At 65.3% G+C, this 22,020-nt stretch carries 21 protein-coding genes; 12 read left to right on the top strand and 9 right to left on the bottom strand.

The window, feature by feature from the left end:
- The 3 genes from yidD to rpmH are packed head-to-tail and all read right to left on the bottom strand — an operon-like array spanning nt 1 to nt 759.
- Nucleotides 1–279: a membrane protein insertion efficiency factor YidD gene (yidD, locus tag ACQZF9_RS21245; protein ID WP_428313474.1), complete on the bottom strand. Its 279-nt coding sequence runs from the start codon at nt 277–279 to the stop codon at nt 1–3.
- Nucleotides 234–593, bottom strand: coding sequence for a ribonuclease P protein component (gene rnpA, locus ACQZF9_RS21240; protein ID WP_428310958.1), 360 nt, complete (start codon nt 591–593; stop codon nt 234–236). Before rnpA ends, yidD begins: the two co-directional genes overlap by 46 nt.
- A 28-nt stretch (nt 594–621) precedes the next feature.
- A complete protein-coding gene (rpmH, locus tag ACQZF9_RS21235; protein ID WP_428310957.1) occupies nt 622–759 on the bottom strand; it encodes a 50S ribosomal protein L34 in 138 nt (45 codons plus the stop codon).
- Nucleotides 760–1,094: 335 nt separating this feature from the next.
- Between rpmH and dnaA the strand changes: the two genes are divergently transcribed.
- From dnaA to gyrB, 4 genes are all read left to right on the top strand, one after another.
- The gene (gene dnaA / locus ACQZF9_RS21230; protein WP_428310956.1) at nt 1,095–2,426 is read left to right on the top strand and encodes a chromosomal replication initiator protein DnaA; all 1,332 of its coding nucleotides are present in this window, start codon (nt 1,095–1,097) and stop codon (nt 2,424–2,426) included.
- Nucleotides 2,427–2,679: 253 nt separating this feature from the next.
- Complete coding sequence (dnaN, locus tag ACQZF9_RS21225; RefSeq protein WP_428310955.1) at nt 2,680–3,780, top strand: DNA polymerase III subunit beta; 1,101 nt, start codon at nt 2,680–2,682, stop codon at nt 3,778–3,780.
- A 10-nt stretch (nt 3,781–3,790) separates the two neighbouring features.
- Nucleotides 3,791–4,864 carry a DNA replication/repair protein RecF gene (gene recF, locus ACQZF9_RS21220; protein ID WP_428310954.1) on the top strand — a complete coding sequence of 358 codons (1,074 nt, stop codon included), beginning with the start codon at nt 3,791–3,793 and terminating at the stop codon, nt 4,862–4,864.
- 8 nt (nt 4,865–4,872) lie between these two features.
- Nucleotides 4,873–7,275 carry a DNA topoisomerase (ATP-hydrolyzing) subunit B gene (gyrB, locus tag ACQZF9_RS21215; protein ID WP_428310953.1) on the top strand — a complete coding sequence of 801 codons (2,403 nt, stop codon included), beginning with the start codon at nt 4,873–4,875 and terminating at the stop codon, nt 7,273–7,275.
- Between the two features lie 55 nt (nt 7,276–7,330).
- Here the strand turns inward: gyrB and ACQZF9_RS21210 are convergent, their stop codons facing one another.
- The 3 genes from ACQZF9_RS21210 to ACQZF9_RS21200 all read right to left on the bottom strand — a co-directional run bounded on the left by ACQZF9_RS21210 (nt 7,331) and on the right by ACQZF9_RS21200 (nt 10,607).
- Nucleotides 7,331–7,930 (bottom strand): YdbL family protein, encoded by a 600-nt coding sequence (locus ACQZF9_RS21210; RefSeq protein ID WP_428310952.1) that lies wholly within the window; start codon nt 7,928–7,930, stop codon nt 7,331–7,333.
- Nucleotides 7,931–8,031: 101 nt separating this feature from the next.
- Nucleotides 8,032–9,936: a hypothetical protein gene (locus ACQZF9_RS21205; RefSeq protein WP_428310951.1), complete on the bottom strand. Its 1,905-nt coding sequence runs from the start codon at nt 9,934–9,936 to the stop codon at nt 8,032–8,034.
- Nucleotides 9,933–10,607 (bottom strand): alpha/beta hydrolase, encoded by a 675-nt coding sequence (locus ACQZF9_RS21200; RefSeq protein ID WP_428310950.1) that lies wholly within the window; start codon nt 10,605–10,607, stop codon nt 9,933–9,935. The genes ACQZF9_RS21205 and ACQZF9_RS21200 overlap by 4 nt, the downstream gene beginning before the upstream one ends.
- A gap of 105 nt (nt 10,608–10,712) precedes the next feature.
- Here ACQZF9_RS21200 and lptM point away from each other — a divergent pair, with 105 nt between their 5' ends.
- From lptM to polA, 3 genes are read left to right on the top strand one after another with little or no spacing between them, the layout of a single operon-like run.
- The gene (gene lptM / locus ACQZF9_RS21195; RefSeq protein ID WP_428310949.1) at nt 10,713–10,928 is read left to right on the top strand and encodes an LPS translocon maturation chaperone LptM; all 216 of its coding nucleotides are present in this window, start codon (nt 10,713–10,715) and stop codon (nt 10,926–10,928) included.
- 46 nt (nt 10,929–10,974) lie between these two features.
- On the top strand, nt 10,975–12,246 hold the full coding sequence (gene lysA, locus ACQZF9_RS21190; RefSeq protein WP_428310948.1) for a diaminopimelate decarboxylase: 1,272 nt from the start codon (nt 10,975–10,977) through the stop codon (nt 12,244–12,246).
- The gene (gene polA / locus ACQZF9_RS21185; RefSeq protein WP_428310947.1) at nt 12,239–15,073 is read left to right on the top strand and encodes a DNA polymerase I; all 2,835 of its coding nucleotides are present in this window, start codon (nt 12,239–12,241) and stop codon (nt 15,071–15,073) included. The genes lysA and polA overlap by 8 nt, the downstream gene beginning before the upstream one ends.
- A gap of 365 nt (nt 15,074–15,438) precedes the next feature.
- Here the strand turns inward: polA and yihA are convergent, their stop codons facing one another.
- Complete coding sequence (yihA, locus tag ACQZF9_RS21180; RefSeq protein WP_428310946.1) at nt 15,439–16,059, bottom strand: ribosome biogenesis GTP-binding protein YihA/YsxC; 621 nt, start codon at nt 16,057–16,059, stop codon at nt 15,439–15,441.
- A gap of 111 nt (nt 16,060–16,170) precedes the next feature.
- Here yihA and ACQZF9_RS21175 point away from each other — a divergent pair, with 111 nt between their 5' ends.
- Genes ACQZF9_RS21175 through ACQZF9_RS21165 form a run of 3 tightly spaced genes read left to right on the top strand, consistent with a single transcriptional unit; the run spans nt 16,171 to nt 18,421 of the window.
- Complete coding sequence (locus tag ACQZF9_RS21175; protein WP_428310945.1) at nt 16,171–16,812, top strand: c-type cytochrome; 642 nt, start codon at nt 16,171–16,173, stop codon at nt 16,810–16,812.
- A 40-nt stretch (nt 16,813–16,852) separates the two neighbouring features.
- Complete coding sequence (locus ACQZF9_RS21170; protein ID WP_428310944.1) at nt 16,853–17,494, top strand: thiol:disulfide interchange protein DsbA/DsbL; 642 nt, start codon at nt 16,853–16,855, stop codon at nt 17,492–17,494.
- 45 nt (nt 17,495–17,539) lie between these two features.
- Nucleotides 17,540–18,421 (top strand): M14 family murein peptide amidase A, encoded by an 882-nt coding sequence (locus ACQZF9_RS21165; RefSeq protein WP_428310943.1) that lies wholly within the window; start codon nt 17,540–17,542, stop codon nt 18,419–18,421.
- Between the two features lie 133 nt (nt 18,422–18,554).
- Here the strand turns inward: ACQZF9_RS21165 and ACQZF9_RS21160 are convergent, their stop codons facing one another.
- A complete protein-coding gene (locus tag ACQZF9_RS21160; protein WP_428310942.1) occupies nt 18,555–19,442 on the bottom strand; it encodes an EcsC family protein in 888 nt (295 codons plus the stop codon).
- Nucleotides 19,443–19,503: 61 nt separating this feature from the next.
- Between ACQZF9_RS21160 and ACQZF9_RS21155 the strand changes: the two genes are divergently transcribed.
- Nucleotides 19,504–20,271, top strand: coding sequence for an NRDE family protein (locus tag ACQZF9_RS21155; protein ID WP_428310941.1), 768 nt, complete (start codon nt 19,504–19,506; stop codon nt 20,269–20,271).
- A gap of 41 nt (nt 20,272–20,312) precedes the next feature.
- Here the strand turns inward: ACQZF9_RS21155 and ACQZF9_RS21150 are convergent, their stop codons facing one another.
- Entirely contained in the window at nt 20,313–21,080 is a 768-nt protein-coding gene (locus ACQZF9_RS21150) for an SDR family oxidoreductase (RefSeq protein WP_428310940.1), read from the bottom strand.
- Nucleotides 21,081–21,204: 124 nt separating this feature from the next.
- Between ACQZF9_RS21150 and ACQZF9_RS21145 the strand changes: the two genes are divergently transcribed.
- Complete coding sequence (locus ACQZF9_RS21145) at nt 21,205–21,978, top strand: undecaprenyl-diphosphate phosphatase (protein ID WP_428310939.1); 774 nt, start codon at nt 21,205–21,207, stop codon at nt 21,976–21,978.
- Nucleotides 21,979–22,020: the final 42 nt, after the last annotated feature.

Below are 22,020 nucleotides of genomic sequence, written 5' to 3'. Positions count from 1 at the left end.
CTAGTGCTTGTGTAGGCTGCAGCAGGAAGGCCGGTCGACACGACCGGCGGGCGGCACGGGATCGAGGCCGCCGGGGTTAAGCGGGTGGCAGCGGACGATACGCCGCAGCGCTAGCGTAGCGCCTCGCGCAAGACCGTGCTGTTGCAAGGCCTCGACCGCGTAGTGCGAACAGGAAGGATAAAAGCGGCAACGCGGCGGCAGCAGCGAGCTGACGTAGCGCTGGTAGAAGCGGATCAGGAGGACGAGGATGCGGACCATCGTTGGGCGATGCGGATCCAGAGCTTCTGCAGATCGGCATTGAACTCGTCGCGGGGACGGGCCTTTGCCATGGGTTTGGCCATGATGACGATATCGCAGGCCGGCAGGCGATCCTGGGCTTCGCGAAAGCTGGCGCGGATCTGGCGCTTGAGCCGGTTGCGGTCCACTGCCAGCGCGGCCTGCTTCTTGGAAATCGCCAGTCCCAGCCGAGCCTGATCGATGGCGCTGGCGACGACGACAGCGGTCAGCAGCGGCGTGGTTTCACGCCTGCCGCTTTTGAAGACCCGCTCGAAGTCCGCGGGATTCAGCAGGCGGGAACGCCGGGGGAAGCGCAAAGGCGCTCGCGCCCGGCCGCTGCAGCTTTTAGACCGGCGTCAGGTTGGCGCGGCCCTTGGCGCGACGACGGGCCAGGACCTTGCGGCCACCGACGGTTGCCATGCGGGCACGGAAACCGTGGGTGCGCTTACGGCGCAGCGAATGCGGCTGAAAGGTACGTTTCATGGCGAGTCATCGGCAACAGCAAAAAAGGGCGCGGATTGTAGCGGCAAGCCGCTCCGGCTCACAAGCGGATTCTTTGGACAGGGTTGAACCGTCCTCAGGACGGCTGTGGATAACTTGGTTCGGGACGGGTAAACTCGCACCGCATAAACCCCGCTTACTCCGGCGATCGATCGCGAGCCGCCAGGTGATCCGTTGAGGCTCGCCCGGCGCAGCCGTCCCGGTAGAGGTAGCGGTACAACGAATGACTATGGATAGCGCGCTTTTTTGATGCCTCGTCGCTCACTCTCTTTGATCTGTTGCCTCGCGATACGTTCGCGCGGGCCCGGTCCGGCTGCATGAGTCTAGGCGAGAGCGATACCTGGTCACGCTGCGTCGGCTGGCTGGAAGGCGAGCTCAGTGGCGCCGACCTGAGCACCTGGATCCGGCCGCTGGTGGTCAAGCGTCTGTCTGACCGGCTGCTGGTGATGGCGCCCAACCGCATGGTCATGGAGCGCGTGCGCGCCGATTTCGTCGGCTCGATCCAGCGCGCCTGGCTGGCCTGCGACGGCGCCGATCTGCCGATCGAGGTCGGCACCTCGAGCGAGCCGCGCGCGGCGGCGGGCCCCGCCGGCCTTTCACCGACCATGGTCGAGCCCGAGCGCTGGACGCAGAACGGCAAGCTCGATCCGCGCTACACCTTTGAAAGCTTCATCCAGGGCAAGTCCAACCTGCAGGCACGCGCCGCCTGCCAGCAGGTCGCCGAGGCACCGGGCGTGTCCTACAACCCCTTGCTGATCTACGGCGCCTCGGGCCTGGGCAAGACCCATTTGATGCATGCGATCGGCAATGCGCTGCTGGCTCGCTCGGCCAAGGCGCGTGTCGTGTATGTCGGTGCCGAGCAGTGGGTGACGCAGTTCGTCGCCGCGCTGCGGCACAACAATACCGAGGAATTCAAGAGTTTTTACCGCTCTGCCGACGCGCTGCTGATCGACGATATCCACTTCTTCGCCGGCAAGGCCGTCAACCAGGAAGAGTTCTTCCATACCTTCAACACCCTGATGGACGGGCGCAAGCAGATCGTGCTGACCTGCGATCGCTTCCCCAAGGAACTCGACCGTCTCGACGATCGTTTGAAGTCGCGTTTCAGCTGGGGCCTGACCGTGTCGGTCGAGCCGCCGGATCTGGAAACCCGCGTCGCGATCCTGCTGGCCAAGGCCGAGCAGTTTCACCTGAGCCTGTCGACCGACGTCGCGTTCTTCGTTGCCCAGCACATCCGCTCCAACGTGCGCGAGCTCGAAGGCTCGCTACTGCGTCTGGCGGCCGGCGTGCGGCTGCAGGGCGAGACCATCAGCATCGAGTTTGCGCGGCACACGCTGCGTGACATGCTGGCGCATTACGAGCGGCTGGTGACCATCGACAACATCATGGGAACCGTCAGCAAGTACTTCAACATCCAGATGAAGGAGCTGCGCTCGCCGCGACGCAATCGCTCGCTGGCGCGGCCGCGTCAGATCGCGATGAGTCTGGCTCGCGAACTGACGCAGCACAGCCTGCCGGAGATCGGCACGGCTTTCGAGAAAGATCACACCACCGTGCTGCACGCCTGTCGTACGGTGGCGAAGCTGCGGGAAGAAGATGCGCGGGTTCGCGAGGACTACGAGAATCTGCTGCGTCAGCTGAGCTTTTGAAGCGGCAATGGGCAGTGCATAGCGTGTGAAACGAGGCACGCATAAGCCTGTGGATAAGCTTGTGAGAGCCTCGGCATCAAAGTAGTGAAGCGGTTGTCCACAGGATGCCGAGTGCGTACCGAACAGACGGACGAGTGCCGTTTTTCGGTTTCAAGTAGTTGATGTTGAAAGAGTTAGCCGAAGTTATCCCATGCTTCGGACGTGCCTTACTAATGCTATTTATCTTTAAAAGAACACCGAGAAAGGTGATGACATGAAGATCCAAGTCGGTCGAAACGAATTGCTGGGCGCTCTGCAGTCGGTCATCGGCGTCGTCGAACGTCGCCAGACGCTTCCGGTGCTGGGCAATTTCCTGCTGGATGTGTCCGAGGACGTGCTGACCGTGATCGGTACCGATCTGGAGATGGAGCTGATCGGCCGCGCGCGCGTGCAGAACCTGGCCCCGGGCCGCACCACGGTGCCGGCACGCAAGCTGTTCGACATTTGCCGCGGCCTGCCGGAAGGCGCCGACGTGACGCTGGAAGCTGCCGGCGACAAGGTCACCGTGCGCTCGGGCAAAAGCCGCTTCAGCCTGTCGTCGCTGAAGGCCGATGAGTTCCCGTCGATGGGTCAGGCCGCTGGCGGCGTGTCGGTGACGCTGAAGCGAGCCGAACTCAAGTTGCTGCTGGAACGCACTCAGTTCGCGATGGCGCAGCAGGACGTGCGCTACTACCTCAACGGCCTGCTGATCGATGTATCGCCGAAGCGCCTGCGCGCGGTCGCCACCGACGGCCACCGTCTGGCGTTCAGCGAGCTGACTCGCGACACCGGCGTGAGCGAGTCGGTGCAGGCCATTTTGCCGCGCAAGTCCATCATCGAACTGAGCCGGCTTCTGGACAACACCGACGAGGAAGTCGTGTTGGTCATCGCGCCGGGCCAGGCGACGATCGATATCGACAGCGTCAAGCTGACCACCAAGACCATCGACGGCCGGTTCCCGGACTACGAGCGGGTGATTCCGGACAATGGCGACAAGCGCGTGATCGCCGACCGCGAAACGCTGCGCCGCGCGCTGGCGCGGACGGCCATTCTGTCCAACGAGAAGTTCCGCGGCGTTCGTCTGTTGCTGGAGCCCGGCGTGCTGAAGCTGCAAACGCACAATCCGGAGCACGAAGAGGCCGAGGAAGAGATCGAAGTCACCTACGCCGGCTCGGCGATGGAGATCGGCTTCAACGTGAACTATCTGCTCGACGCGCTTGGGGTGATGACTGCGATGGAAATTAGCCTCGACCTGAAGAACGCCGAGTCCAGTGGCCTGCTGCACGAGGCCGGCGACGCGTCGAGCAAGTACGTGATCATGCCGATGCGGCTCTAGTCGTCCCGGGATGCATATCGTCAGGGCGCGGGCTGAAAATCTGCGCCTGTACCAAAGCTTCGAGTTGCTGGCCGATCCACGGCTGAATCTGATCCTGGGGCCGAACGCGGCCGGCAAGACCACGTTACTCGAAGGCCTGTATCTGCTGGGTCGGGCCAAAAGTTTCAGGACCAGCGAGGCCAGCGAGTTGTTGGGGCCTCAGGCTCAGGCCTGGAACCTGTTTGCGGAAGTGGAGAACGAGCGGCATCTGGATAGGCTTGGAGTCGGCTGGAATGGTGTCGAGCAGGAGCAACGGTTCAACGGCGAAAAGGCCAGGTCATCGGCGCTGCCGCGAGCTCTTCCGCTGCAGCTGATCGATCCCGTGGGGCATCGGCTGGTAGAGGAAGGTCCGGGCTATCGCCGGAGCTACCTGGACTGGGGAGTGTTCCACGTGGAACCAGGCTTTTATGGCGCTTGGCAGCGTTATCAGCGCTGCCTGCGCCAGCGCAATCAGGCGCTGAGGCAGGGCTTGAACAACGCGGCAATCACCGCCTGGGACGAAGAACTCAGCAGCTCGGCGGAGCAGGTCAGCGAACTGCGAGGCGGGCATGCGGAGGCCCTGGCGGAGCACCTCGGCGAGTGGGTCGAGGCTCTGCTCGGCATATCCGACACACGGGTCGAGTATCTCCGGGGGTGGGCGGTCGATGTCGCGTACCGGAAGGTGCTCGAGGATCAACTGCCGCAGCACCGACGCCTGGGTTCGACGACCCAGGGTCCGCACCGCGCCGAGCTGAAGCTGTGGCTCGCTGGGCAGAAGGCCAAGGGTCGCGTGTCGCGGGGGCAGCAAAAGCTGCTCGTGGCGGCCTTGGTGCTGGCACAATGTGCAATTCTGATCGCCGCCGGCAAGCCGCCACCGGTGATCCTGATCGATGACTTTGGCGCGGAATTGTCCGCCGAGTACCAGCAGCGTTTCGCCCTGGCGTTGATGAAATATCCGGGGCAGATTTTCATTACGGCGTTCGAGATGCCGGCAGCGCTTGAGAAGCTGTCGGCGGCGATGTTCCACGTGGAACACGGGCGCCTTACCAAAGTTGAACACGAGTAGAAGCCGCAATGACGACACCAGAAAACGAGCAGGTTTACGACGCCACCAGTATCCGCGTGCTGAAAGGCCTGGAAGCGGTCCGCCAGCGTCCGGGCATGTATATCGGCGATACCGACGACGGCACCGGCCTGCATCACATGGTGTTCGAGGTCGTCGACAACGCGATCGACGAGGCACTGGCCGGCTACTGCACTGAGGTTTCGGTGACGCTACATGGCGACGGCAGCGTCGCGGTGACCGACAACGGCCGCGGCATTCCGACCGAAATCATGCCGGAAGAAGGCCGTTCCGCGGCCGAAGTCATCATGACCATCCTGCATGCCGGCGGTAAGTTCGGCGGCAGCGGCTACAAGGTCTCAGGCGGTCTGCATGGCGTCGGCGTGTCGGTGGTGAACGCGCTGTCCGAAAAGCTGTTGCTCGACATCTATCGGCAGGGCAAGCACTACCAGCAGGAATACAGCATGGGCGAGCCCCAGGCGCCGCTCGCCGAGACCGGGACTACCGAGAAGCGTGGCACCGCGGTGCGTTTCTATCCCAGCGCCAAGATCTTCACTAAGCTGGAGTTCCATTACGAAATCCTGGCTCGACGCCTGCGCGAGTTGTCTTTCCTCAATTCCGGCGTGCGCATCGTGCTGCGCGAAGAAACCACGGCACGTGAAGACGTCTTCGAATACAAGGGCGGCATCGGCGCCTTCGTCGAATATCTGAACAAGAGCAAGTCGCCGATCCACGACCAGGTGATCTACATGGTCACCGAGATGGACGACGTCATCGTCGAAGCGGCGCTGCAGTGGAACGACTCGTACACCGAGAACGTGTTCTGCTTCACCAACAACATCCCGCAGCGCGATGGTGGCTCGCATCTGACCGGGTTCCGCAACGCGCTGACCCGCACGCTGGGCGAGCACCTGGAAAGCACCGGTCTGACCAAGAAAGAAAAGATTCAGATGACCGGCGACGACACCCGCGAAGGGCTCACCGCGGTGCTGTCGGTCAAGATTCGCGACCCGAAATTTTCGTCGCAGACCAAGGAAAAGCTGGTGTCGTCCGAAGTCACGCCGGTGGTGTCGACCGTCGTCGGCGACAAGCTCAAGGACTTCCTGCTCGAGCAGCCGAAGGCCGCCAAGGCGATCGCCGAGAAAGTCGTCGAGGCCGCCGGTGCCCGCGAAGCGGCACGAAAGGCCAAGGAACTGAACCGTCGCAAGTCGGTGCTGGATATCGCCGGGTTGCCCGGCAAGCTCGCGGATTGCCAGGAAAAAGATCCGGCCAAGTCGGAAATCTTTCTGGTCGAGGGTGACTCCGCCGGCGGCTCGGCCAAACAGGGCCGCGACCGGCATTTCCAGGCGATCCTGCCGCTGAAGGGCAAGATCCTGAACGTCGAAAAAGCGCGTATCGAGAAGATGCTGTCGTCAGCCGAAGTAGGCACCCTGATCATCGCGCTGGGCTGCGGCATCGGCAAAGACGAGATGAAGCCGGAGAAGCTGCGTTATCACCGCATCATCATCATGACCGACGCCGACGTCGACGGCGCCCATATCCGCACCTTGCTGCTGACCTTCTTCTACCGCCACATGTACATGCTGATCGAGCGCGGCTACGTGTATATCGCGCAGCCGCCGCTGTACAAGGTCAAGAGCGGCAAGCACGAAACCTACGTCAAGGACGACACCGCGATGGCGGCCTGGCTGCAGTCGATGGCGCTCAACGGCGCCGGGCTGCAGCTCGCCGACGGCAGCGCCTGGCCGGAAGAACGGCTGACTCGGCTGATGCGCGAATACAACGACGTCGAGATGACCATCGAGCGCCTGTCACGCCGCTACGACGCGCACCTGCTGCAGACCTTGTGGAACCAGTCGCCGGCACCGCTGGATGCCGCCGAGCTGGAAACCTGGGCGGAGCGCTACCAGTCCGCGTTGAATGTCGATGCCACCAAGGGCACGCATCGCGTGGTCGCCCGTATCGGCGAAGACGGTCGCTCGGTGCTGGTCCAGCGCCGTCTGCATGGCCTGGAGTACAGCTACACCTTGGGTACGGATTTCTTCGACAGCGCCGACTACCAGCGCATCTCGGGCACCCGCGCCGCGCTGCTCGCGGATTCGCTGGTCGGCGCCACCGTCAGCCGCGGCGAGCGCTCGGCCGTGGTCCACGACTTCGATGCGGCCTACGCCTGGCTGCTTTCGGAGGCGCGTCGCGGCCTCGGCGTGCAGCGCTACAAGGGCCTGGGCGAAATGAATCCGGGCCAGCTCTGGGAAACCACGCTCGATCCGACCCAGCGCCGCCTGGTGCAGGTGCGGGTCGAGGACGCGATCGGCGCGGACCAGATCTTCACGACGCTGATGGGCGAGCAGGTCGAGCCGCGGCGCGAGTTCATCGAAAAGCACGCGCTGCTGGCCGGCAACCTCGACGTCTGATCGTGATGAAATATCGCCATCATTAATAAATGGCGATATTTCGGAACAGGTCGGGCTACTTCCTGATCCAGGCGCCGCCGGCGTCCTGGTAGTACCAGCCGGCCTTGGCACGCGCGATCCAGCGCGCGGCAAATACGCTGCGGATCTGCGCCTCCCATTGGCCCTGGCCGTTGGCCAGCGCGATTTCGCGATACAGCGCAGCGCGATCCGCGTTCTCGTTGGCGACCAGCGTGCGCACGCCATTGCGCTCGGCCAGCGGCACGTTAGCGCCGTCGCGCATCGCCACATAGCCATCGGAGGTGAGCCCGACGGCGCCGCTGTTGAGCAGCGGCTCCAGCAACGGAAAGCGCGCTTCCATGGAACCGCTGAGCCGTTTCACTTCCGGCGACGTGACGTCGATGTTCGGCTCGGCGGCGCTCGCGGATGGCAGCAGGAAGTTGCCGACGGCGGCCAGTGCCGACCTCGCTCGCGTCTCGATCGCGCCGCTCTTTTCCGGCGCGACGGCCGGTGCCGTAGGCGCGCTACCGCGCCAGACGTCGTCGATGATCTTGTCCGCGGCTTTCTCGGCTGCGGCAGCCGGGAAATAAACGTTGATCGTCACGCAGGCACTGAGCAGCGCGAGCATCGCCGCGGCGGCGAACAGGGACACGGACACGGCAGTTTTCGGCAGGCGGCTCATGGCAATCCCGGGTGACGAGGAGTACCCAGAGTATAGGCATGCGCGTGACTGCCACTGAATGCCGCCGAGGCAAAGCCTCAACGCACCTCGACGCCTTGTGCGCCGCGTATCGACAGCAGCTGTGCGACGAAGCGCTCCCAGTCGACGCGCCGCTCGTAGCCGATCACGTCGATGCGCGGCAGCAGCCGGCCTTTGACCAGCACGTAGCCGCCGTTTTTTGCTGCCTCGATGCCATCCATCGCGCACACGCCGTTGTCGAGCTTGCAGCTGACGCCGACGCGATCGTAGGCAAAGTCCTCGAAAAACCGCAGCACGCCGCGTTGCAGCACACCGGTCGGGCCGCCGCCGAGCGACGACAGATTGTCGATCGCGCGCTGGGAAATGCGATGCCGGGAATGATCGTCCGGCGGCGTGTACAGCCGCGCATCGAATGCGACCGGCCGCCAGCTCAGCAGACGCAACTGCTCGACATCGCCTGACAAGCGCCCTTCGATACGACCGAAAGAAAACGCCTGCGTCACCGCCTTGAGATCCAGGTTGCGCAAACGCAGATTCGCCAGCAGTCGAGGCAGGCGGCCAAACACTTCCTGCACGCGCAAGTCTTCGATGCTGATGTCGCCGTCGAACGCTGTCACCGACAGCCGCCCTTCAAAAATGAGTTCCTTGTCGCGTATCGCGACACCGGGAATGCGCCCGGAAATTTCACCGCCGAACTGCGGCCAGCTCAGCGCCTTGCACAGCGCGGCGAGATCGATGGGTTCGATCGTCGCGGCGAAGCGCGCGAACAGATCATCGCGGCCGATATTGCGCAGCTGCAGCGTATCGACGACCAGAGCGCCGCCCAGTATCGGCAGGCGCGGCGACTGCAGCACTTCGAAATCATGCGCCTGCGCAATCGCGCTGACCGAGGCTGCGGCGATCGGCAGATCGCCGTACTGCAGGCCACGCCAAGACAGCGTCGATACGCGATTCGTCGGCACCGCGCTCCAGTGCAAGGCGCCGCTCAAGCCATCGGCCTGCAACGAAGGCGTGCCGGCTTTGACGCCGATGTCCTTGAGCTCGATCGTCAGCGCGCTCGGCCGATTCGCAAGCACCTGCACGGACGCGTCGATCAGGCCGTTGCCTTCCAGATTCTGCCAGCGACCGCCGGCCAGAAATGGTGCTGCATACAGCGGCAAGGCCTGATCCAGATGCGCCTGCTGCAGCTGCACGTCGCCGCTGAAAAGCGGCTGCGCCGGCGAGCCGCTCACAGCGCCGTGCAGCGCGAATTGATCGAATACGCCGCGCTGTTGCGCCTGCAGCGTGATCGCGCGCATCGCGGTCGGCAACAAGGAATTCGCCGAGATATCGAACTGAGCATGCAGGCTCGCATGCAAAGGCGCTTTCGCTATATCGACGAACACCGGCTCGACATAAGCCTGTCCCGATGCCGAGGCGATATCGAAGTCGAGTTCGCCGACGCCAGACTTCCATGCGAAGCGCCCGTGACTTTGCAGATCGAGCTTCTCGGTCGCATAGCGGCTCGTGCTTTCCGAGAAGTTCATCGCCGATACCGTGGCGACGTAGGAACCCGTCCAGCTAGCGTCGCTACTGCCGGCCAACTCCGCGTGCACTCTCGCTGTGCCACTGAGCTGCGGCTTCAACGCGGCGAATTTTGGCTGTAGCAACGCAGAGATCGCGGCCAGGTCGATTTGCGGTGCATCGACGCTAGCGGAAACAGTCCAGCCGGCCTTGGAATCCACATGGGCTTCGAAGGCGCCGGCAACGGCGCCGCTGGCGTTACCGTTCAGAGCCAGTATTCCATCGCCACAGCGCAGACCTGCGCCCTCGCCCACCAGCACACAGCTCGCGCTGATATCTCGCAGCGGCGTCGGCAGGCCCGCGCCCTCGACGCGCCCGATGCTCATGGCGATACGAGTGGCCGCGCTCGCGACACCGCTGAACATCAGCAGCGTCGCAAAGCCCGCGGCCGCGCGTTTCACGCGAGGCGCTCGCGCATGAATGCCGCGATCGCGTCGATCTCGTCTTCACTGACTTCGTGCTGCATCGGATACTCGTTCCAGCCGACGCCATAGCCGCTGGCCAGCAGCCGATCGCGGCTCCAGATGCCGAGTTCCAGCGGCAGCACCGGGTCGTACTGGCCGTGCTGCATCAGGATCGCGATGCCGCGGTTGGCGTCGCTGGCCTCGGCGTCGATCGTCGATTCCATCGGCAGATAGGTCGACAGCGCCAGCACGCCGGCCAGCGGCTTGGGGTAGCGCAGCGCGGCGTGCAGCACCACGGCGCCGCCCTGCGAAAAACCCGCCAGCAGGATGCGCTCGCTGGCGATGCCGGCCGCGATCTGCTCGTCGATCAGCGCGTCGACCCGCGCCTGCGCGCGGCGTATGCCGGCCACGTCCTGCTTACCCTTGCGATCCAGCGACAGGATGTCGAACCAGGAGCGCATCGCGTAACCGCCGTTGAGGCTGACCGGCATCACCGACGCATGCGGAAAAATGAAGCGCCAGGCCTGTTCGCGCCGCAGCCGCAAGGCCGGAATCAGCGGCACGAAGTCGTGGCCGTCGGCACCCAGGCCGTGCAACCAGATCACCGCCGCGGTCGCTGGCGCATCGGGCTCGAGAATCACGCGGTCTTCGCTTTCGATCTTGTTCATGCTCGGCGGGTCTGGTGGACAGACGGCGATTGTCGAAGCCGGACCGGGCGCAGGCAAGCCGGCTGGGCGTTAAACTGCAGCGACGTTCCTTTCTGGCGTCGTCCCATGTTGCGTATTCCACTGCTGTCGATATCCATTGCCGCCGTGCTGCTAGCCGGCTGTGGCCAGACCGGCAATCTGACGCTGCCCGACAAAAAGCCCGCACCGCGCCCGACCACGGCGACGCGTCCGGCGCAGCCGGCCACCGCCGTGACGCCCGCACCGGCCGAAGATCAGGATCCGGCTGCGAAGAAAGACGACAGCACCAGCCCGCAGCCGTAAGCAGTTCGTCACGCACCTCATCAACGATCACCCAGGCGCAGAATCCGTGGATTATTTCGAGTATCGCGAAGGCCGGCTGTATGCCGAAGAGCTGCCGCTTTCGCAGATCGCGGCCGAATACGGCACGCCGACCTACGTCTATTCGCGCGCGACCCTGGAGCGCCATTACCGCGCGTTCGACGCGGCTCTGGCGAGCGTGCCGCACCAGGTCTGTTTCGCGGTCAAAGCCAATTCCAATATCGCCGTGCTGCAGGTGCTGGCCAAACTCGGCAGCGGCTTCGACATCGTCTCGGGCGGCGAACTGCAGCGCGTGCTACGCGCCGGCGGTGATGCCGCGAAAGTCGTGTTCAGCGGCGTCGGCAAGACCGAGGCCGAACTGCAGCTGGCGCTGGACAAGGGCGTCGGCTGCTTCAACGTCGAATCCGAGGCCGAGCTGCTGCTGCTCGACGAACTCGCGCAGCGCAGCGGCAAGATCGCGTCGATCGCGCTGCGCGTGAATCCCGACGTCGATGCGAAAACGCACCCCTATATTTCCACCGGCCTCAAGCAGAACAAGTTCGGCGTCGATCTGATCACCGCCGAGCGTCTGTATCGCGACGCGGCCACGCGCAAGGGTCTGCGCATCGTCGGTATCGCCAGCCATATCGGCTCGCAGCTGCTCGATGTGTCGCCGTATCTCGATGCGCTCGATCGCGTGCTGGCGCTGGTCGACAGGCTCGCCGCGGCCGGCATCACGCTCGAACATCTCGATGTCGGCGGCGGCCTCGGTGTGAAGTATCGCGACGAGAAAGTCACCGAGCCGGCCGATTGGGCCGCGGCGTTTCTGCCGAAGCTCCAGGGACGGCCGTTGAAGGTCTACACCGAGCCGGGCCGCGCGATCGCCGGCAACGCCGGCGTGTTGCTGACCACAGTGCTGCTGCTGAAAGCCACAGAAGAAAAGCGCTTCGCGATCGTCGATGCGGCGATGAACGATCTGCTGCGCCCGGCGCTGTACCAGGCCTGGATGGACATCGTGCCGGTGAACCAAAACGCGATGGCCGAAACCGCGAACTACGACATCGTCGGCCCGGTTTGCGAAACCGGCGACTGGATCGGCCGTGATCGCGAACTGGCGATCGCCGCCGGCGACGTGCTCGCGGTGCGTACTGCCGGCGCCTACGGCTTCGTGATGAGCTCGAACTACAACACGCGCGGCCGCGCCGCGGAAATCATGGTCGACGGCACGCGCGCGACCGTCGTGCGCAGGCGCGAGACGTTCGAGGATCTGATCGCCGGCGAACGCCTGCTTGAGCAGCGCGAGGAGCGTCGTCGTGGCTGAAGATCTCGTCGATCAGCTTGCGGACAAGCCGCTGCATCCGCTGGTGCTGATCGACGGATCCAGCTGGCTGTTCCGCGCGTTCCACGCGCTGCCGCCGCTGAGCAACTCGCGCGGCGAACCCACCGGCGCGGTCTATGGCATGGGCAATATGTTGAAGCGGCTGCAGCGCGAATACGCGCCGCAGCGCATCTGCGTGGTGTTCGATCCCAAAGGCAAAACCTTTCGTGACGACCTGTACGATCAGTACAAGGCCAACCGCACCGAAACACCGCCGGAACTGTCGGCACAGTATCCCGATGTAATGGCGCTGATCGACGGCCTCGGCTTGCCGCGCATGGTCGTCGACGGCGTCGAAGCCGACGACGTCATCGGCACCCTGGCGCGTCAGGGCCGCGAGCAGGGCCTCGACGTGCTGCTGGTGACCAGCGACAAGGACATGGCGCAGCTGGTCGACGAGCACGTGCACATGCTCGACACGATGAAGAACGTGCGCATCGACAGAGCCGGCGTGATCGACAAGTTCGGCGTACCGCCGGAACGCATCATCGACTATCTCGCGCTGGTCGGCGATTCCGCCGACAACATTCCCGGCGTCGACGGCTGCGGGCCGAAAACCGCGGCGAAATGGATTGCCGAATACGGCAGCGTCGACGAGATCATCAAGCGCGCCGACGAAGTCAAAGGCAAGATCGGCGAAAAGCTGCGCGCCGCGCTGCCGGTGCTGCCGCTCGCCTACGAGCTGGCGACGATTCGCTGCGACGTCGAACTGCCGCAGACCGTCGACGAGCTGGTGCCGGGGCCGCGCAACGACGCGCTGCTGATCGAGTTGTATCGGAAGATGGAATTCCATCGCTGGCGCGAAGAACTCGAAGGCGGCACGCCGGCCAGCGCCGAGCAGAAGCAGAGCGCGGCGCCCGAAGCCGCGGCTTTCGGCACCAGCAACGGTGGTGCCGAACTCGCCGACGTGCTGACGCCGTCGCCGCCGACGCATGTCGAAACGGTGATGACGAATGAGGATCTGGATCGGCTCGTCGCCGTGCTCGAAGCCGCGGAGCTGATCTGCTTCGACACCGAAACCGATGCGCTGGACGCGAACCAGGCGGGCCTGGTCGGCCTCGCATTCGCCACGACCAGCGGCACCGGCTGGTACGTGCCGCTGGCGCACAATTATCTGGGTGCGCCGGATCAGCTGCCGATGCAGGACGTGATCGCGCGCGTGAAGCCGTTTCTGGAAAATGCGAACAAGCCCAAGCTCGCCCAGCACGGCAAGTACGACATCAACGTGCTCGCACGCCATGGCATCGATGTCGCCGGCCTGGCTTACGACACGATGCTCGAAAGCTATGTGCTCGATGCCGCCGGCAATCGCCACGACATGGACACGCTGGCCGAGAAATACCTGAACCATCGCACGATCCATTTCGAGGACGTCGCCGGTAAGGGCAAGAACCAGATCACCTTCAACCAGGTATCGATCGACAAGGCCGCGCCCTACTCGGCCGAAGACGCCGACATCACGCTGCGCCTGCATCAGGTCCTGTACCCGCGCGTGCAGGAGGCGCCGTCGCTGATGCGCGTGTTCGGCGAGATCGAAATGCCGCTGGTGCCGGTGCTGGCGCGCATCGAGCGCCGCGGCGTGTTCGTCGACGTGCCGCTGCTCAAGCGCATCAGCGTCGAACTCGCCGGGCGCATGGACGAGCTGCAGAAGCAGGCGTTCGTCGTGGCCGAAGGCGAATTCAACCTGGGCTCGCCGAAACAGCTGCAGGTGCTGTTGTACGACAAGTTCAAATTGCCGGTGCTGGCGAAGACGCCGAAAGGCGATCCGTCCACCGCCGAAGACACGCTGGAAGAACTCGCCGCCCAGCATCCGCTGCCGCGGCTGATCCTCGACTGGCGCGCGATGCAGAAGCTGCGCTCGACTTACGCCGAGCAGCTGCCGGCCGCGGTGAATCCGCGCACCCATCGCATCCACACCAGCTATCACCAGGCGGTGGCGGCGACCGGGCGTCTGTCGTCGCAGGATCCGAACCTGCAGAACATACCGGTGCGCACCGCCGAAGGCCGGCGCATCCGCCAGGCCTTCGTCGCCGAGCCGGGCAACATCCTGCTGTCGGTCGACTACTCGCAGATCGAGCTGCGCCTGATGGCGCATTTCTCCGGCGACGACAAGCTGCAGGAGGCATTCCGCAACGGCCTCGACGTGCATCAGGCCACGGCTGCGGAAGTCTTCGGCCTGCCGCTGGACGAGGTCGGCAGCGAGCAGCGCCGCGCCGCCAAGGCGATCAATTTCGGTCTGATCTATGGCATCTCGGCGTTCGGCCTGGCCAAGCAGCTGGCGATCGGCCGCAACGAGGCCGCCGAGCACATCGAGCGTTTCTTCGGCCGCTATCCCGGCGTCAAGCGCTTCATGGACGGCACCCGTGAAGCGGCGCACACACGCGGTTATGTCGAAACCCTGTTCGGCCGCCGGCTTTATCTGCCCAACATCAATGCGCGCAACCAGGGCCTGCGCCAGTACGCCGAGCGCACCGCGATCAATGCGCCGCTGCAGGGCACGGCGGCGGACCTGATCAAGACCACGATGATCGACCTGCAGCAATTCCTCGACGCCAATGCGCCAGCGGTCCAGATGATCATGCAGGTGCACGACGAACTGGTGTTCGAGGGCCCCGAGGCGCTGGTCCGCGAGTTCGCGCCGGTGATCGCCGACCGCATGTGCCGCGCGACGACGCTGGCGGTGCCGCTGGTAGCCGACTACGGCATCGCCGCCGACTGGGATCAGGCGCACCAGGCCAGCGGCCACGCCAGTTCTGCCAGCCCGGCTTGACATGGCTTGGACGACCGACCGCCCGTCGGCCGCAGACGACCGCTCACGCTAGATAAACGATTTTTAACCTTGGATGAAAGCCGTTTTTATTCAGGCTGTTAGCTAAGACCGTGCGGCATTTGCGAGGTCTTGTCGAATTTATCTGCGATTCGCCGTGAACTTTCCACGCCGCGGCCCGCTCTAACCCTGTGAATGTGGATCTCTCCCTTTTCACATTCCCCGTCGTCACTCCCTCGACGGGTCCGGTTTCCCCCAAGCCGGAGCTAGTTGCCCCGCGAGTCTCCCCCCGGCTCGCGGGGCATTTTCTTTTATGGCAGCGGTTTTTCCGCAACCGCTACGAAAACGCCGGAAAAAACGGCTTTTTCTCAGCTCGGCAGTTCCACGCCGGCCTCGATCGCCAGCAGCGCGGTCAGCTTGGCGCGTGCCTCGTCCAGGCCCTGGTGGCTGCTGGACGAAAACAACTGCACGCTGGCCGAGCTGCCCATGTCCTTCAGCCCCTTGCGCGTGGTCAGCAGCACGTTCTTGGACGCGCCGTAGCCGAGCTTGTCGGCCTTGGTCAGCAGGATGTGGCAGTTGCGGCGCGCGCCGACCGCCCAGGCCAGCATCTGCTTGTCGTAGTCGGTCAGCGGGTGGCGGCAGTCCATCACCAGGAACAGGCCGCGCAGATTGACCCGCTGCTCGACGTAGCCGCCGACCAGCCGGCCCCAGCTTTTGCGCATCGGCTCGGGCACCGCGGCGTAGCCGTAGCCCGGAAGATCGGCCAGGCGCGAGGCCTCGCCCAGGCCGAACAGGTTGATCAGCTGGGTGCGGCCCGGGGTTTTGGACACGCGCGCCAGACCGTGGCGGCCACATACCGCATTGAGCGCGCTCGACTTGCCGGCGTTGGAACGGCCGGCGAAGGCGACTTCCGGCAGCTCGTCGGCAGGCAACTGGGCGAGCTGGGCGCAGGACAGAAGAAACTGCGCCTGGGAAAAGGGATTCTGCATAAACCAACCGGAGTGTAGAATTACGCCGCCAAATTATCTGGTTAGCGCCGCTACCGCCACTTGGGGATGCCGCGACGCGCCAGCAGCCACCAGCACCGGGAGCCCTGTTCGATGAAACGCCTTTTTCTGGCGGTGATGTTCGCCGCACCTATGATGGTGCCCTTCGTCGTCCAGGCTGAAGAAGCCGCAGCCAAGGATCCGTTCACCCAGGGTGACGCCGCCGCCGGCGCCACCAAGGCCGCGCCCTGCGTCGCCTGCCACGGCGCGGGCGGCAACAGCTCGATGCCGGCCTGGCCGAATCTGGCCAGCCAGGGCTCCAGCTACATCGTCCACCAGCTCAAGGCCTTCAAGTCCGGTCAGCGCAAGAACCCGATCATGGCGGCCCAGGCCGCCAACCTGTCAGACGCCGACATGGCCGACATCGCCGCCTACATGACCCTGCAGAAAGTGCGCCCGGGCCTGGCCAGCAAGGACGCGGTCGCGATCGCCGAGCCGCTGTACCGCGGCGGCGACGCCACGCGCGGCATCCCGGCGTGCGCCAGCTGCCACGGCCCCAAGGGCGCCGGCAACCCGGCGGCCGGCTATCCGCGCATCGGCGCGCAGCACAATGAATACGTCGCCACCTCGCTGACCGCCTACAAGGCGGGTGAACGCGGCACCGGTGCGCAGGGTCCGATGATGCAGGCCGTCGCCGCCAAGCTCTCCGACCAGGAGATCCAGGCGCTGGCGTCCTACGTCAACGGCCTGCAGTAAGGCCGCCTCGCCCCGCTGACCACTGCACCGGAACCCGTCCATGCGCGTCTTCCTGCGTTGCCTGTTCGCCTGCCTGACCCTCGCCGCCTTCACCTGCGCGGCCGCTGATGAGTTCAAGCAAGGCGATCAGTACAAGGAAGTGCGCGACCGGCAACCGGTGCCGGACAAGAAGCGCGTCCAGGTCGAGGAGATCTTCTGGTACGGCTGCCAGCACTGCTACCACTTCGATCCGATCATCGAAGCCTGGAAGAAAACCAAGGCCGGCGACGTCGACTTCGTGCGCATTCCCAACAGCCTCGGCAGCCCGGCCGGCGTGGTCCACCAGAAGGCGTTCTACACCGCCGAGGCGCTGGGCATCGGCGACAAGATCCACGCACCGCTGTTCGCTGGCATACACGAGAAGCACCTGCCGCTGTACACGCAGGACGCGATCCGGCTGTTCTTCAACCAGCAGGCCGGCGTCATGCCCGACGTGTTCGACGCGACGTTTTCCGGCTTCGCGGTCGACAGCCGCGTGCGCCGCGCCGACGGCCTGATGAAGGCCTACGGCATCGCCAGCGTCCCGGCGATCGTCGTCGGCGGCAAGTACACCACCAACGCCACCATGGCCGGCAACTTCGAGAACATGATCAAGGTCACCGACTTCCTGGTCGACAAGGTGCGCCAGGAACAGAAGAAGTAGGCGTCCGCGCCGGCGGATGGCGGGCTTTTGCGGCGACCGATAGCGATGCTTGAAGCCCGGCTCATTGCCGGGCTTTTTGCTGGCCTGCTCGCCGGCTCCGCGCAGGCCGTCGCGGCGCCGACGGGCAGCGCCGACCAGGCCTGCGAGCAGCTCGCGGCCAAGCTGCAGAGCATCCAGCTGGCCGACTGCAAGCGCCTGCATCTACTCGTCGGTGCCGGCGCCAGCCGCGAAGGCAGGCCGCTGCTGTATCGCGATTTTCCGCCGTCGCAGCGTCCGCAGCAGCCGAGCCGCGTGCTGCTGATCGGCGGCATCCATGGCGACGAGCTGTCCGCGGTCAGCATCGTCTTCCAGTGGATGCGCAAGCTCGAGCAGGAGCGGCTGCAGCCGTTCCACTGGCGCGTGATCCCCAGCGCCAATCCGGATGGCCTGTTCGCCAGGCCGTCCAGCCGGGTCAATCGCGGCGGCGTCGATCTGAACCGCAATTTTCCCAGTGCCGACTGGAGCCGCCGCGCGCTCGACTACTGGAAGCGCAAGACCAACGCCGACCCGCGCCGCTACCCGGGCAAGGCCGCGCTGTCCGAGCCGGAGACGCGTTGGCTGGTCGAGCAGATCCGCGAGTTCAAGCCCGACGCGATCGTCTCGGTGCACGCGCCCTACGGCGTGCTCGACTACGACGGCCCGCCCGACCCGCCGCAGCGATTCGGTTATCTGCGGCTGCATCCGCTGGGCACCTATCCGGGCTCGATGGGCAATTACGCCGGCATCGACCTCGGCCTGCCGGTGATCACGCTGGAGCTGCCACATGCCGGCACGATGCCGACGCCGGCGCAGTCGCAGCGCATCTGGTCGGACATGATCGGCTGGCTGCAACAGAACCTGCCGGCGGCGGCGCAGCAGGCTGAAGGCGCACCGCCACCCGATGGTTGACGCGCGATCCGGTCCCCCGATACGCGGGCTCTCGGCCCGCAACTCGGGACGAGCGGATGTTGTGACTCAACGAAAACCGGTTCGTACCGAGTAGCCGCGCTCGCGCATCGAGGGACCGGATCGCAGCGCGGGTTCAGTCCTGCGAAGGCGCCGGCAAAGCGGCTTGCTCATGCGGCAGCGCCGGCATCGGCGCCTGCAGTTGCAGCTCGCGGTAGCGGTTGCGCAGCCAGCGCTCCTGGAAGCAGTAGCGCGACACCGTCGCCAGATCCCACAGATACCAGGCATTGACCGAGCCGCCGACCAGCGCGCCGAACACCGGCAGCGCGCCGGCGGCCTTGCGCCAGCCCAGATGTTTGCCGGCCTGCATCGCCAGGTTCTGCAGGCTGAGCATCGCCGCCTCCTTGGCCAGCTCGCGTTCGGCGGCGCGCTCGATGCCATCGCGCCAGGCCGCGTCGACCGTCCCGGTGCCGGGTTCGGCGCGTGTCAGTGCCAGCAGCGCGGTGCGTTTTTCCTCGACGGTATTGGCCGAGGCCAGCGCGAAAATCGCCAGGCCCAGCTGGCGACCGGCGACGTTGTGCAGCACTTCGCCGTAGCACAGGCCGACTCGTTGAATCGTGCGGAACGCGAGCACCATCAGCGTCGGCACGTCGGCGACCATGCCGGCCGCGCCCGCGACGCCGAGCAGCGCGCCGCTACCGCCGGCGGTCACCGACGAGCGCCGCCGCACTTTGGCGGCGAGCTGGTCGCAGAGCTTCAGATCGGCGTCGCGCAGGTCTTCGACGCGCGATACCTTGGCCTGCTTCAGCAGGCTGGCGTGACCGGCGAAACGCCCCGCTGTCGACTGCACGCCATCGAGCGCGAGCTTCAGGGCCGCGGTCGGGATCATCGTCTGCACCGCCTGGCTCGCCGGGCCGGCGGCGCGGCCGAACCAGCGCGCCACCGGCGGCGGCGCCTGCTCCTGCCAGCGGCGCAGTTCGGCGAGCTGGCTGCTTTCGTAGTCGTCCATGGTGGTCAAAAGCATAAGCCCTGATGCTGAACCGCACAGGTTTGACAGCGTCGCCGGCCGCTGCGCAGAGTCGCGCATGTGCCTGATCGCCTTTGCCTGGCAGACCGACCCGCAGCGCCCGCTGGTGCTGATCGCCAACCGTGACGAATTCCAGGAGCGCCCGGCCGCGCCGCTGGCGTTCTGGGAAGATGCGCCCGAGATTGCCGCCGGCCGCGACCTGCGCGAGCACGGCACCTGGCTGGGCCTGAGCCGCCGTGGTCGCATGGCGGCGGTGACCAATGTGCGCGAAGTCAGCGACATGCAAAAGCGCGCGCGTTCGCGCGGCGCGCTGACCACCGATTTTCTGCGCGGCACGCACAGTGCCGCCGAGCATGCCGCCGCGCTGAGCGCGGACGCGGCGCAATACGGCGGCTACAACCTGTTGTTGTGGGACGGCCGCGAGCTGGTCTATGCCAGCAATCGGCCGAACGCGAACTGGCATCGCGTCGAGCCCGGCGTGCACGGACTGAGCAATGCGCAGCTCGACACGCCCTGGCCGAAAGTGCGCTGGGCGCATCGCGAACTCGATGCCTGGATGCACGACCGCGCCGCGCAGCCCGACACGCTGCTGGCGGCGATGACCTCGCGCGACGTCGCCGCCGATGCCGAGCTGCCGGACACCGGCGTCGGCATCGAGGCCGAGCGCCTGCTGGCGCCGCCGTTTATCTATCGCCCCGGTTACGGCACACGCTGCACGACCTGGCTGCAAATCGGCGGCGACCACAACGCGCGGATTCGCGAGCGTCGCTACGACGACCAGGCGCGGCCGTCGGGCGACAGCGAGCTGAGGTTTCGTATCGTGTAGCCCGGGTGAAACCCGGGATCGCAGCGCGATCAAAACCCGGGCTACGCCAGTCTGAGACCGCCATCCACCGGCAGGATCGCGCCATTCAAATAGGCCGCGTCGGCCGACAGCAGAAAGCGCACCGCATGCGCGACTTCGTCGCCGCCGCCGAGACGCTGCATCGGGATGCGCGCCTGTTCGGCGCTGCGCTGGGCTTCGTCGAGATTGTCGCCGCCGCCCCAGATCATCCGGCCCGGCGCGATGCCGTTGACGCGAATGCGTGGCGCCAGTTCCACCGCGAGGCCCTCGGTCACCGACCACAGTGCCGCCTTGGCCGCGCAGTACGCGACGTAGCCCGGCATCGGCTTGCGCGCGTGTATGTCGAGCAGGTTGACGATTGCCGAGCCCTCGCCCATCAGCCGTGCGCAGGCCTGCGCCAGAAACAGCGGGCCGCGCAGATTGCTGGCGATCAGGTCGTCGAACTGCGAATGGCTCAAGGTGTCCAGCGCGGTCGGATAAAAACTCGAGGCGTTGTTGATCAGTGCATCGAGGCGGCCGAAGTGCGTGATCGCCGCGGCCGCCAGCGCGGCGGGCAAGGCGGCATCGCCGAGGTCGCCCTGAAAGCTCTGCGTCGAGCCGGCGCGCGCGGCATTGAGCTCGGCCTGCAGGCCAAGGGCTTCGTCGCCGGAGCGGTAATGCAGCAGCAGATTCCAGCCGGCCGCATGCAGCTCGCGTGCGATCGCCAGGCCGATGCGGCGGCCGGCCCCGGTGATCAATGCAACGCGCGCGCTGTCGCGCCGTTCCGGTATCGAAGTTGCGAGCACCTTCATCCGCCTGCCCTTATCATGCGAGCCGTCTGGTTTTTGTCCCTGCGATTGTCGCCGAAGATACAGCGACATGCGCCGCCGGATGCCGCGTGACCGAACCTTCCCTATCGAATTACCGCCCAATCCGATGCTTGACGCCCTGCTGCTTGGCCTGATCGAAGGCCTGACCGAATTCCTGCCGATCTCCAGCACCGGCCATCTGCTGATCGCCGAGCACTGGCTCGGCGAGCGCTCGGATCTGTTCAACATCGTGATCCAGGCCGGCGCGATTCTCGCCGTGACCCTGGTCTACCGCGTGCGCCTGCTGGAACTCGCGACCGGCCTGAACCGGCCGGAGCCGCGCGACTACGTGCTCAAGCTCGCCGGCTCGTTCGTGGTCACCGCGGTGCTCGGCCTTACGGTCAAGAAGCTGGGCTTCAAACTGCCGGAGACGGTGACGCCGATCGCGATCGCGCTGATCGTCGGCGGCGTGATCATTTTCTTCATCGAGGTCTGGGCAAAAAAGCAGCCGCCGCGCGACGAAGTGACCTGGAAACTGGCAATCGCGGTCGGTATCGCGCAGGTGCTGGCCGGGGTATTCCCCGGCACCTCGCGCTCGGCCGCGGCGATTTTCGCGGCGATGCTGTTTGGCCTGACCAACCGCACCAAGGCTGCCGAGTTCGCGTTTTTGATCGGCATTCCGACGATGTTCGCAGCCAGTGCGGTCGAGGCGCTGAGCCTGTTCAAGAGCGGCGAGCTGCATGCCGAGAACGGCGCGGAACTGGCGGTCGCGACCCTGGTGTCGGCGATCACCGGCTTCATCTCGGTGAAGTGGCTGCTGCGCTACGTGTCGACGCACAACTTCAATGTGTTCGCCTGGTATCGCATCGCGCTTGGCCTGCTGTTGCTGGCGCTGCTGTAAGCGGGGGGCAACGCACGAGACGCGGTACGGACTTTTCGTATA

The organism is Hydrocarboniphaga sp. (assembly GCF_965279055.1).
Classification (GTDB): Bacteria; Pseudomonadota; Gammaproteobacteria; order Nevskiales; family Nevskiaceae; genus Hydrocarboniphaga.
The sequence above is the reverse complement of the archived record's forward strand: the minus strand, read 5'-3'. Positions and strand labels throughout refer to the sequence as shown.